The organism is Methylobacterium tarhaniae (assembly GCF_001043955.1).
Classification (GTDB): domain Bacteria; phylum Pseudomonadota; class Alphaproteobacteria; order Rhizobiales; family Beijerinckiaceae; genus Methylobacterium; species Methylobacterium tarhaniae.
Genome location: NZ_LABZ01000026.1, coordinates 53,890 through 65,728 on the forward strand (window position 1 = coordinate 53,890; position 11,839 = coordinate 65,728).

The following is an 11,839-nucleotide window of genomic DNA, read 5'->3' on the forward strand; positions in this document are numbered from 1 at the left end:
TTCGGCTTTCGCCGCCGCCGCGAGGCGTTCGTGGTCTGGACTATCCCTTCACCGTAGGTCCGCAGGTTCCTGCGAGACCCCTTAGGTGCCGCCCGTCTAGTCTCTACACCTTCCCGGCCTGGCGGGCCGGGCTTGGCTCGGGATCGGCGTGAGCTTGTCGCGGCTCGACGCTTTCCCCGACTTTGAGCGGATCCGCCGCGCGGTTTCCCGGCGCGACGCCCAATTCGGTTTAGGAAACCTGTGCTCTGTCCAGCTGAGCTACGGAGACCCACGGCGAGCCTCTTATCATCTCGGTCGTCATCCGCCAACCTGCCGATGGCCGGTCGGTCAGGCCTCCACCACGGGCATCCACCATGAGAGCACGGATCGCGGCGGGCCTCGGCCTCGCGCTCCTCGCCGGTGCGGCGGGGGCGGCGAGCCCGCGCGGGCGCGAGCCGCCGGCCTGCCGGGGCCGAATCGCCGGGCAGGACCGGATCGAGGCGGTCGCCGCGCGGGGCGAGCTCGTCCTCGCCTCCGGGCGGCGGGCCCGCCTCGACGGCCTGCGCTGGCCCGAAGAGGCCGCCTCCGCCGAGGCGGCGCGGGCCTGGCTCGCCGGGTTCGCCGGGCGCCCGCTCGCCACCCGCGAGGCGCCGGAGCCGGACCGCTGGGGCCGAATCACCCTGGACGCCGCCACCCTGGACGAGGAGCCGGTCGACCTCGCCGGAGGGCTCGTCGCGGCCGGCCTGGTCCAGGTCGATGCCGGGGAGGGCGACAGCCTGTGCCGCTCGGGCCTGCTGGCCCTGGAGGATGCGGCCCGCCGCGCCGGGCGCGGGCTCTGGGCCGCAGGGCCGCCGGTGCCGACGGACGAGGTGGCGCGGCTCTCGGCGCTGGTCGGTCGCTTCGTGGTAGTCGAGGGGCGAGTACGCAACGTCGGCGAGCGCCCGCGGCGGACCTATCTCAACTTCGCCCCTTTCGGCACGGACGGTGTAACGGTCACGGTGTCGAAACGCACTTGGCGGATCATGCTGGAACGTGGTTTCTCTTCCGTCGCGCTTCGGGGGCGGCGCGTGCGGGCTCGCGGCATCGTCGAGCTGTGGCGCGGTCCGACCCTGGATATCGGCGCGGCCGAGATGATCGAGTTGCTGGACGAGGAGCAGGCGCAGCGGCGCTGATCGCCATGGGGTGGCCTTTCACGCGAACACAGCCGGCCGGGCCTGCGGCGGGCCGGATCCGGCCTGCGGCACGCCCGGGATCCGGGGCAGCGGCCTTGCGGCCTGCGGCAGCCTTGCGGCCTGCGGCGGCCTTGCCGGCGGCCGTCCTGGCGCTGCTGGTCGCTGCCTGCACGTCCGACCAGACCGGCGCGCTGGCCCCGGTGGCGGCCGTCGTGCCGCCGGAGGCGCCGCGCACCACCGGGCGCGACCGGCCGGCCAACGACGCCGACCACGCCAAGCTCGTGGCCTCGTTCGGCGGCGAGTACCGGGCGCCCTCCGCCCTGCGGCTCGTCAGCGACGTCACCGACCGCCTGGTCAAGGCGACGGAGCGCCCGGACGAGACCTACGCGGTGACCCTGCTCGATTCGCCCGTGGTCAACGCCTTCGCGCTGCCGACCGGCCGTCTCTACGTCACCCGCGGGCTCCTGGCGCTCGCCGACGACACGTCGGAACTCGCCGCGGTGCTGGCGCATGAGATCGCCCACGTGACCCTGCGCCACGCCAGCGCCCGCACCGAGATGGCGTTGCGCTCCGAGCTCGTCAGCAAGGTCGTGGCCGACGTGCTCAACGACCCGGCGACCGGCGCCCTGCTGCAGGACCAGTCCCGCTTCGTGCTGGCCCGCTTCTCGCGCACGCAGGAATTCGAGGCCGACCAGACCGGGGTGCGCACGCTGGCGCGCGCGGGCTACGACCCGTTCGGCGCCGCGCGCTTCCTCACCGCGCTCAACCGCACCACGGCGCTCCGCGCCGGGGGCGGGCTCAACGCCGAGCCCGACATGCTGGCGACCCATCCGAGCACGCCCGAGCGCATCACCCAGGTGACCCAGGCCGCGCGGCGCATCGGTGCGCCGGGCCTCGGCGTCGACGACCGCAACCGCTATCTCGCGGCGATCGACGGCATCGCCTACGGCGACAACCCGGCCGACGGGCTGATCCGCGGCCGGCGCTTCATCCACCCGCGCCTCGGCGTCGCCTTCGAGGCGCCGGAGGGGTTCGGGCTCGACAACACCGCCCGCGCGGTGCTCGGCACCACGCCGGACGGCAACCGCCGTCTCCTGTTCGACGCCGTCGAGACCAATGCCGGCCAGGGCCTCGAGGAGGTGCTGAAGGCGACCTGGAACGACGCGATCGAGACCGGCAGCTTCGAGAACCGGATGCTGAACGGCTTCCCGGCCGTCACCGCCGTGTCGAAGGGCAAGGAGTGGTACTTCCGCCTCGCCGCCGTGCGGGTCGGCACCAACACCTTCCGGATGATCATGGCCGCCAAGGGCGGCACCGACCCGGAGCCCGCCTTCGGCCGCTGGCTCGCCAGCATCGCCCTGGTGACACCGGAGGAGGCGCGCAGCCTCCGGCCCCTGCGCATCCAGATCGTCACCGCGGCACCCGGCGACACCGCCGAGAGCCTGGCGCAACGCATGACGGCGGTGGACCGGCCGCTCGAACGCTTCCACGTGCTCAATGGCCTCGACAAGGGCGTCCCGGTGCGGGCGGGCCAGCCCTACAAGCTGGTGGTGGAGTAGGGACGCGCACCGCGGGGCAAAATCCCGGGCCGAACCGTCCGCCGCCCCGCTTCTCAACCCGGATCGGCCGTGCTATCTCAGCGGCCGCCGCGGGTGTAGCTCAATGGTAGAGCAGCAGCCTTCCAAGCTGAATACGAGGGTTCGATTCCCTTCACCCGCTCCATTTTTCCCGACCGCCAGAACCTGACCGGCATGGGCCCGGCCTTCGACGGTCGCCGGCAGCCGGTCGCGCTCGGGATGCGCTGAGACGGCTGGGCCTGTGCGCTGACGCACCGCCTCCCAGGACTTCGCTGCGGCAAGGTCGTCACCGGCCGCGATCCGGCGCCGCCCGCCGGCGGAGTGAGATCACGATCCGGTTCCTGGTCATCGGCGCCCTCGCGCCGGCCTTGCTCCACGAAGGGCTCGCCGTGGTCTCCGTCCTCGAGACGTCCGCGCCGTCCGGCATGGCGCGGATCTCGCTCATCGCCCGGTGATCGACGGCGACGCAGGCTTCGGCCCGCATGCCCGCCTCCGGTACTCACCCAAGGACGATACGCCCGCGAGGGACGCGTCCTGGCGTGCCTGTGCGGGCGCGTTCGTGCTGCGGTAGCGCGGAGGGGGCTTGCGGGCCCCCGATCCCTGCCGCGACCAGGAGCGGCCGTTACCGGCCGGTCCGGACTTGGCCCGCGTCGAGGGCGAGGTTGAGCGCCAGCACGTTCACGCGCGGCTCGCCCAGGATGCCGAGGAGCCGGTCCTGCGTCTGCGCGGCGACAAGGTCCCTGACCCTGTCCTCCGGGAGGCCGCGGGTCCTGGCGATTCGGGGCGCCTGGAACAGGGCGGCTTCCGGCGAGATGTCGGGGTCGAGGCCCGAGCCCGAGGTGGTGACGAGGTCCATCGGCACCGGCGCGGCCGGATTCTCGCTCTTGAGCCGGGCGAGGTCGTCCGCGACGCGATCACGCAACGCCTGGCTCGTCGGCCCGAGATTGGAGCCGCCGGAATTCGCGGCGTTGTAGGGCGCCGCGACGGTCTTCGTCGCATCGGCCGGATCGGGCGCCGTCGTGGCCGAGGGCCGGCCGTGGAAGTAGCGCTCGCCGGTGAAGCTCTGGCCGATGAGGGCGGAGCCGACGACCACGCCGTCGCGCTCCACGAGGCTGCCGGCGGCCTTCGCCGGGAAGAGCGTGCCGGCCAGACCCGTCATGGCGAGCGGATAGGCGAGGCCGGTGACCACCGTCAGGGCGGTGGTGAGGACCAGGGTCGGACGCAGGTGGGTGAGCATGGGTGTCGTCCTCAGGCGAGGTGCAGGGCGATGACGGCGAGATCGATCAGCTTGATGCCGGCGAAGGGCACCAGGATGCCGCCGAGCCCGTAGACCAGCAGGTTGCGCCGCAGCAGCGCCGCCGCTCCGACCGCGCGGTAGCGCACGCCCTTCAGCGCGAGCGGGATCAAGGCCACGATGATCAGCGCGTTGAAGATGATCGCCGACAGGATGGCGCTCTGCGGCGAGGCCAGCCCCATCACGTTCAGCGTCTGCAGCTGCGGATAGAAGGCCAGGAACATGGCCGGGATGATGGCGAAGTACTTCGCCACGTCGTTGGCGATCGAGAAGGTGGTGAGCGCGCCGCGGGTCATCAGCAGCTGCTTGCCGATCTCGACGATCTCGATGAGCTTGGTCGGGTCGGAATCGAGGTCGACCATGTTGCCGGCCTCGCGGGCCGCCACCGTGCCGGTGTTCATCGCCACGCCGACATCGGCCTGGGCCAGCGCCGGGGCGTCGTTGGTGCCGTCGCCGCACATCGCCACGAGCTTGCCTTGCGCCTGCTCCTTGCGGATCAGCGCCAGCTTGTCCTCGGGGGTGGCCTGCGCGAGGAAGTCGTCGACCCCGGCCTCCGCGGCGATGGCGGCGGCGGTCATCGGGTTGTCGCCGGTGATCATCACCGTGCGGATGCCCATCCGGCGCAGCTCCGCGAAGCGCTCCCGGATGCCGCCCTTCACGATGTCCTTGAGGGACACGATGCCGAGCAGCTTTCCGTCGCGGGCGACCGCGAGCGGCGTGCCGCCGGCCTTGGCGATCTCCTCCGCGATGGCGCGGATCTCCTGGGCCGCCGCCCCGTCGAGGCGGGGCTGCAGCACCCGGGCGGTGGCGCCCACGCTGACGAGGGCCGGTGCGGCCTCCAGGCTCGCGATCACCGCCTCGACCGCCCCTTTCCGGATCGACGAGCCGTCGAGATCGACCCCCGACATCCGCGACTGCGCGGTGAACGGCACGAAGGTGGCGTTGAGGCCCGCCATGTCGCGGGCGCGGATGCCGTAGGATTCCTTGGCGAGCACGACGATCGAGCGGCCCTCCGGCGTCTCGTCGGCGAGGGAGGCGAGCTGGGCCGCGTCGGCGAGGTCCTGCGCGGTGACGCCGCGCACCGGGCGGAACTCGGTCGCCTGGCGGTTGCCGAGCGTGATCGTGCCGGTTTTGTCGAGGAGGAGCGTGTCGACGTCGCCCGCCGCCTCGACCGCGCGGCCCGACATGGCCAGCACGTTGAAGCGCACCAGCCGGTCCATGCCGGCGATGCCGATCGCCGAGAGCAGCGCCCCGATCGTGGTCGGGATCAGGGTGACGAAGAGCGCCACCAGCACCGTCATCGGGATCGCGCCGCCGGCATAGGCCGCGAAGCTCGGGATCGAGCCCACCGCGAACACGAACACGATGGTAAGGCCGGACAGGAGGATGTTGAGGGCGACCTCGTTGGGGGTCTTCTGCCGGGCCGCGCCCTCGACGAGGGCGATCATCCGGTCGACGAAGGTCGAGCCGGCGGCCGCGGTGATCCGCACCCGGATCCAGTCGGAGAGCACCTGCGTGCCGCCGGTCACCGCCGAGCGGTCGCCGCCGGATTCGCGGATGACGGGGGCGGATTCACCGGTGATCGCCGCCTCGTTGACCGAGGCGACGCCCTCGATCACCTCGCCGTCCGACGGGATCAGGTCGCCGGCCTCGACCAGCACCACGTCGCCGACCTTGAGGTCGGTGCCGGGGACGACCCGATGGGCGTCGCGCGGGCCGCCGGGCGCGGCGGCGGCGCCGGTGAGGAGCTTCGCCGTCGTCTCGGTGCGGGTCCGGCGCAGCGAGTCGGCCTGGGCCTTGCCGCGGCCCTCCGCCACCGCCTCGGCGACGTTGGCGAACAGGACGGTGAACCACAGCCAGAGGATGATCTGGCCGGTGAAGGCGAGATCCTGGCCACCGGTGACGAGGTCGCGGACGAACAGCAGGGTGGTGAAGGCGGCCACGACCTCGACCACGAACATCACGGGGTTCTTCACCATCTGGCGCGGGTCGAGCTTCGTCACCGCGCCGAGAAGGGCCGGCCCGATCAGGGCGGCGTTGAGCAGGGATTTCTGGGAGGCGTGAGCCATCGGTGTCGTGTCCGGAAAACGGGCGGAGGATCGAGAGGGAAGGCGGCGCCGGCCTGGCGGCGCCGCCGGTCGCGTCAGGGCGCGAGGGCGCGACCCGCCAGGGCGATCGAGCCCCAGATCGCGAGGGCGCCGAGGAGCCCGAGGCCGGCCAGGACCAGGACGATGTCGGTGGCGCGCATCGCGGAGCGGTCGCGCGGCCGGGGGTCGGCCGGGGTCGGCCGGGGCCGATGGCGGGCCAGGCCCCGGGCCCGCGCCGCGCGGTGCTGCGGGCTCCTCTCGGAGGCGAGATCGGCCATCGTCAGCCTCCCGTGGCGAAGGTCTGGCCGGCCAGGCCGGCGAGGTGCTCGACGATCGGCCCGAGCGCGAGCGCCGGGAAGAAGGTCAGGCCGCCGATGATCACGATCACGCCGACGAGCAGGCCGACGAAGAGCCCGCCATGGGTCGGGAAGGTGCCGGCGGAGGCCGGGACCGTCTTCTTGGCGGCGAGCGAGCCGGCGATGGCCAGCGCCGGGATCTTCACGAAGAACCGGCCGACCAGCATCGCGACGGCGAGCGTCGTGTTGTAGAACAGAGTGTTGGCCGACAGGCCGGCGAAGGCCGAGCCGTTATTCGCCGCCGCCGAGGTATAGGCGTAGAGGATCTCGGAGAAGCCGTGCGGACCCGCATTGGCGGGGCCCGCGAGGCCCGCCGGCAGGACCGCGGCGAGCGCGGTGAAGCCGAGCATCATCAGCGGGAGGCAGAGGATGCCGAGCATCGCCATCTTCACCTCCTTCGCCTCGATCTTCTTGCCGAGGTATTCCGGGGTGCGCCCGACCATCAGCCCGGCGACGAAGATCGCCACCACGACGAAGATCAGCATGCCGTAGAGGCCCGCGCCGACGCCGCCGACGATGATCTCGCCGAGCTGCATGTTGACGAGCGGGATCATGCCACCGAGCGCCGTGAAGGAATCGTGCATGGCGTTGACGGCGCCGCACGACGCCGCCGTCGTGATCACGGCGAACAGGGCCGAGGCGACGATGCCGAAGCGGACCTCCTTGCCCTCGAGATTGCCGCCCTGGAGGCCGAGCGCGTGCAGGAGCGGCGTGCCGGCGGCTTCCGCCCAGTACGTCACGACGACGCCGGCGAGAAACAGGACGGCCATGGCGGCGAGGATCGCCCAGCCCTGCCGCTCGTCCCCGACCATGCGGCCGAACACGTTGGTGAAGGCGGCACCGATCGCGAAGATCGTCACCATCTGGACGAAGTTCGCGAGCGCGGTCGGGTTCTCGAACGGATGCGCGGCGTTGGCGTTGAAGAAGCCGCCGCCATTGGTGCCGAGCATCTTGATCGCGACCTGGCTCGCCACGGGGCCGAGGGCGATGGTCTGCTTCCCGCCCTCGAGCGTCGTCGCGTCGACGTAGGCGCCGAGCGTCTGCGGCATTCCCTGCCAGACGTAGAACAGGGTGAGCACCATGCAGAGCGGCAGCAGCACGTAGAGGGCCGCCCGGGTCATGTCGACCCAGAACGAACCCAGGGTGCGCGTCGAGGCGCGCGAGAAGCCGCGGACCAGCGCCACCGCGGCGGCCATGCCGCTCGCCGCCGAGAGGAAGTTCTGGTGCGTCAGCCCGAGCATCTGCGACAGGTACGAGAGCGTGCTCTCGCCGCCGTAGCTCTGCCAGTTGGTGTTGGTGACGAAGCTCGTCGAGGTGTTGAAGGCGAGGTCCGGCGCCACGGCCGCCTGGTCGGCGGGATTGAGCGGCAGCACGGCTTGCAGGCGCAGGATGCCGTAGAGCACCAGGAAGCCGGCGACGTGGAAGACGACCATCGCCCCCGCATAGGCGAGCCAGTGCTGCTCCTGGCCTTCGTCGATTCCAGCGAGGCGGTAGAGCCCGCGCTCGACCGGGCGCAGGACGGGCGAGAGAATGGTTCGCTCGCCGGTGAAGACCCGGGTCATGTAGAGACCGAGCGGCTTCACGAGGGCGAGGACGACCGCGCAGAACAGCGCGATCTGGATCCAGCCGATGAGGGTCACGGGACAGATTCCTTCAGAACCGCTCGGGGCGGACGAGGGCGTAGGTGAGGTAGGCGAGCAGGCCGAGGGTCATGAGGCCGCCCAGTGCGTAATCGAGCATCTGGCGGGTCTCCTCACAGGCGTTCGCACAGGGAGACGTAGCCGAGCGACAGGGCGAAGAAGCCCAGGCCGGCCGCGACGAGGACGACGTCGAGCATTGGTGTTCTCGCGATCGGATGGCCCGGGCCGGGGGCGTCGGAGCACATCGGGACGGACCACCCGCAGGGGCGGTCTCACGCGGCAAGGAACACCCGACCGGCATAGCGATTCGAGACGTGGCCCGACGCGAAGATATAAAGACCGCATAAAGGGCGGGCGCCCCCGTCAGCGATCGAATGCGGACGGCGCGAGGACGAGACGGATCGATCCCCGGCGATGATGCGTCTGCATCTCCGCATAGGTCATCGCGGCGTGCTGCGAGGGGAACACGCCGGCCTGCGATCCGTGCATCGCGACGGCGAGCCAGCGGCCGTCGCCATCCTGTCCGACCGTGAATGCCGGGCCGTGATGACCCGCAATCCGGGCTTCGGCCGGGCCGACCATCCGTTTCATCGATCCCTCCCGTCGCGACGCGGCAGGAGATGGCACTCGACGCATAGGGAAACGAGGTGGATCGCGGTCGAGCCGCATCAAGGACTCGTATGTGGGCGGTTCAGCTTGCCGGACATCCCGATGAATATTTGACGATCTGTCCGAATCGTCCCGCCAGTCATCTCGCAACGATACCGACACTTTTCGACGTCACCCCGGGCTCGACGAAGTCGAGAGCCCGGGATCCATGGCCGTTGACGCTCCAGGATCAAGCGACGAACGCTCCACTCCATTCGGATCCGTCGGCGTTTATGGATCCGGGTTCCGCTGCGGGGTCCCGGGACGACGATGGAGTGCTTCGATTCTGTCGGTTCAATCAAACAGGCTCTGGAAAAAGGCCGGCCCCGCGCGAACCGTTATGCGGCTCCGCCCGCTCACTCCTTCGCCAGCGCGTCCGCGAAGGCGGCGATGCGGTTGCGGGCGTAGGTCGGCAGGCCGGCGCTGATCGAGGTGCCGGTGTTGAACGAGGAATTGCCCATCAGCACCTGGGCCGGCAGCAGGTTGCGCAGCACCGGCACGCGCTCGTACTCCTTCTTGCGGTCGAGCACGTCGGCCTTGATGCCGAGCGTCATGTAGGCGGTGACCACCGTCTTGTTCGGGTCGCCCGCCACCGGCTGCAGCACCGCCAGGAACTTGCCGAAGCGCAGGATCTGGTTGACCCAGAAAATGTTCTGCTCCATCGCGCCGACTACCGGCGCCTCGATCTTCGTGAGCTGCACGAGCCTGCCCGCCTCGTCGGGCGGCAGCACCCGCAACTCGCTCTGGAACGAGACGAATTCGGCGATCTTCTTGCCCCCGTCTTCCAGCTTGTTGGCGAGCTTGACCCCGAGCGGCAGCTTGCCTTCGAGGTCGTAGCGCGACTCGATGCAGGTGGTGTCGGGCGCCTCGCACCAGGGCCGGTCGGGCCGGCGGGCGAAGGCGGCCGCCGGGTCCTTGGTCGGGGTGGCGTCCGCGGGGCTCAAGGGCTTGTGCTTGATCGCCGGGTCCATCCGCGACAGGAACGGGATCGTGGCGAAGCGCTTCAGGTCGATGCGGTCGGCGCTCCGCGGCACGATGAACCGCGCCTCGGCGACATAGACCTTCAGCGTCTCGTGCCGGGGCTTCGCCACGCCGTTCACGGTCTGGACGTAGTCCGGCTCGGCATAGGCCGGATGGGGGGCGAGCAGCGCCTTCTGGGCCGGGCTGCGCTTGCCCCACTCGGTGAAGGGCACGAGGCCGCTCTCCGGGCTCGCCGGATTGTCGCGGTGATCGGTGAACGCGATGGTGTTCGGCGCGATCCCGGCCGGGTCGAGGCCCGTCACCGCCGGAACGTCCTTGGTCCGGTACTCGGCAAAAGCCGGCGACGCCGCGAAGGTTGCGGCGAGCGCGAGCGGAAGGAGGCGCAGGCGCGCCGTCAGGCTGTCACGCACGGGAGATCGTCCTGGTTGGTTCGGGTCAGTAGGTCGGGTCGTCGCCGAACGGGTAGTCGGGGTCGCGCCGGCGCGGCCGGCGGACGTATTCGTCGTCATCGCCGAAGGGCGAGCGGCTCCGCGCGCCGGGCCAGTACGGTTCGGGCGCTGGCACCGGCTGAGCGCGTCGGGCATAGGGAGACGGCTCCGGCCGGCCGAAGAGAGAGCCGAACGGATCGTAGCGGTCGGCATCCGGCGCCTCGTCGGGCGCGCGGCCGGACATCCCATCGCCGTCCAGCGCGTCGCCGTCCTGCTCGCTGTCGGGCCGCATCGCGTAGATCTGCTCCTGCGGCACCAGGCGGAAGCGGGTATCGGCGAGGCGCCCGTCCACCGAGAGACGGAAATGCTCCATGAAGCCGCCGCCGGCGACCCGGCTGCCGGAGCGCAAGTCGATCGGCGCGTCGGCGATCAGGCGCTTGGCCTCCGGGCTCGGGCCGGCGAGCGGCGTCTTCGGCACCCCGTTGGCCCAGGCGGCCTGGAGCACCTGGGAGAAGATCGGCACCGAGAGGTGGCCGCCGGTCTGGCCGCGGCCCAGCGTGCGGCGCTTGCCGTCGGCATTGTCGTAGCCGACCCAGGCCACGATGGTGATCTCGTTGGTGAAGCCTGCGAACCAGGCGTCGTTCTCGTCCTCCGAGGTGCCGGTCTTGCCGGCGACGTAGGGCGAGAAGCGGCCGAGCGCCGCCGCGGTGCCGCGCTGGGTCACGCCCTGGAGCAGGCTCTTGAGCTGGTAGAACGCCACCCGGTCGGCGGAGCCGATGCGGGCCAGCGGCCGGTCGGCGTGCTGGTAGAGCACCTTGTCGCCTTGCGCGACGCTCTCGAGCCCGAAAGGCGAGGGCCGCTCGCCCTCGTTGGCGACCGCGGCGTAGAAGGTCGCGAGGTCGATCATCCGCACCGGCTGCGCGCCGAGCACGAAGGGGTAGTAGCGCTCGCACTCGGCGTAGAGCTGGGCTTCCAGTGCGATGTCGCAGACCTTCGAGAGGCTCGCCGGCGCCTTCTCGGCGATGCCGCCCCGCAGGAGCTGGGCGGTGACGAGGTTCTTCGAGTGTTCCAGGCCGCGGCGCAGGGTCGTGGGGCCGGAGCCGCCGCCCTCGTAGTTCTTCGGCGACCACGAATCGCCCACGCCGCCGATCGGCGGCAGGGTCACGCGGGCATCCATCACCAGGGTGTTGGGCTGCAGGCCGGCATTGAGCGCGGCGAGATAGGTGAGGGGCTTGAGCGTCGAGCCGGGCTGGCGCACGCTCTGCGTCACCCGGTTGAGCTGGCTCAACGGGTAGGAGAAGCCGCCCGCCATGGCGAGGATGCGCCCGGTGCGGTTCTCCAGCACGAGGACGGCGCCCTGGACCTGCGGGCGGACGCGCAAATCCGCCCGGGGGGCGCCCTTGCCCTCCCACACCTTCACCCGCACGACGTCGTAGGCGCTGAGCCGCCCGCGGGCCGCGCCCGGGTTCAGGCTCGCGACCCGCCCGTCGGCGAGGCCGACCCGCACGCCGCCCTGGCCGCCGGTCGAGAGCACGATGGCGGCCGGCCAATGCACGTCGTAGAGCGGCAGGCGCGCGGTCTCCAGCGCCCGCTGCCAGGCGGGTTTGGGGCCGGCCGGCTTCGGTGCTCTGGCCGCCTGCTTCGAGGGCTTCTTTCCCTTCGGCGGGGGCTCCGGCG

12 protein-coding genes and 1 tRNA gene are annotated in these 11,839 nt (G+C 71.3%); 3 read left to right on the forward strand and 10 right to left on the reverse strand.

Annotation, left to right across the window (positions count from 1 at the left end; all coding sequences use genetic code 11):
- The first annotated feature begins 353 nt into the window (after positions 1 to 353).
- From VQ03_RS05010 to VQ03_RS05020, 3 genes are all read left to right on the forward strand, one after another.
- A complete protein-coding gene (locus VQ03_RS05010; protein ID WP_048449765.1) occupies positions 354 to 1,151 on the forward strand; it encodes a hypothetical protein in 798 nt (265 codons plus the stop codon).
- Positions 1,152 to 1,156: 5 nt separating this feature from the next.
- Positions 1,157 to 2,710 (forward strand): M48 family metalloprotease, encoded by a 1,554-nt coding sequence (locus VQ03_RS05015; protein WP_083467780.1) that lies wholly within the window; start codon positions 1,157 to 1,159, stop codon positions 2,708 to 2,710.
- An 89-nt stretch (positions 2,711 to 2,799) separates the two neighbouring features.
- Positions 2,800 to 2,873 (forward strand) — tRNA-Gly (locus VQ03_RS05020).
- A 141-nt stretch (positions 2,874 to 3,014) separates the two neighbouring features.
- Here VQ03_RS05020 and VQ03_RS05025 read toward each other — a convergent pair.
- From VQ03_RS05025 to VQ03_RS05060, 10 genes are all read right to left on the reverse strand, one after another.
- Complete coding sequence (locus VQ03_RS05025) at positions 3,015 to 3,212, reverse strand: hypothetical protein (protein ID WP_048449767.1); 198 nt, start codon at positions 3,210 to 3,212, stop codon at positions 3,015 to 3,017.
- A gap of 138 nt (positions 3,213 to 3,350) precedes the next feature.
- A complete protein-coding gene (locus VQ03_RS05030; protein ID WP_048449768.1) occupies positions 3,351 to 3,965 on the reverse strand; it encodes a K(+)-transporting ATPase subunit C in 615 nt (204 codons plus the stop codon).
- Between the two features lie 11 nt (positions 3,966 to 3,976).
- On the reverse strand, positions 3,977 to 6,091 hold the full coding sequence (gene kdpB / locus VQ03_RS05035) for a potassium-transporting ATPase subunit KdpB (RefSeq protein WP_048449769.1): 2,115 nt from the start codon (positions 6,089 to 6,091) through the stop codon (positions 3,977 to 3,979).
- 74 nt (positions 6,092 to 6,165) lie between these two features.
- On the reverse strand, positions 6,166 to 6,387 hold the full coding sequence (locus tag VQ03_RS05040; protein ID WP_048449770.1) for a hypothetical protein: 222 nt from the start codon (positions 6,385 to 6,387) through the stop codon (positions 6,166 to 6,168).
- 2 nt (positions 6,388 to 6,389) lie between these two features.
- Positions 6,390 to 8,105: a potassium-transporting ATPase subunit KdpA gene (kdpA, locus tag VQ03_RS05045; RefSeq protein WP_048449771.1), complete on the reverse strand. Its 1,716-nt coding sequence runs from the start codon at positions 8,103 to 8,105 to the stop codon at positions 6,390 to 6,392.
- A 13-nt stretch (positions 8,106 to 8,118) separates the two neighbouring features.
- Entirely contained in the window at positions 8,119 to 8,205 is an 87-nt protein-coding gene (locus tag VQ03_RS35240) for a K(+)-transporting ATPase subunit F (RefSeq protein WP_157063968.1), read from the reverse strand.
- Positions 8,206 to 8,218: 13 nt separating this feature from the next.
- Entirely contained in the window at positions 8,219 to 8,350 is a 132-nt protein-coding gene (locus tag VQ03_RS34975; RefSeq protein WP_280948440.1) for a hypothetical protein, read from the reverse strand.
- Positions 8,351 to 8,468: 118 nt separating this feature from the next.
- On the reverse strand, positions 8,469 to 8,696 hold the full coding sequence (locus tag VQ03_RS05050) for a hypothetical protein (protein WP_048449772.1): 228 nt from the start codon (positions 8,694 to 8,696) through the stop codon (positions 8,469 to 8,471).
- 413 nt (positions 8,697 to 9,109) lie between these two features.
- The gene (locus tag VQ03_RS05055) at positions 9,110 to 10,144 is read right to left on the reverse strand and encodes a hypothetical protein (protein ID WP_048449773.1); all 1,035 of its coding nucleotides are present in this window, start codon (positions 10,142 to 10,144) and stop codon (positions 9,110 to 9,112) included.
- Positions 10,145 to 10,169: 25 nt separating this feature from the next.
- Positions 10,170 to 11,839: penicillin-binding transpeptidase domain-containing protein (locus VQ03_RS05060; protein WP_048449774.1), on the reverse strand; the 1,670-nt coding region annotated here is incomplete at its 5' end.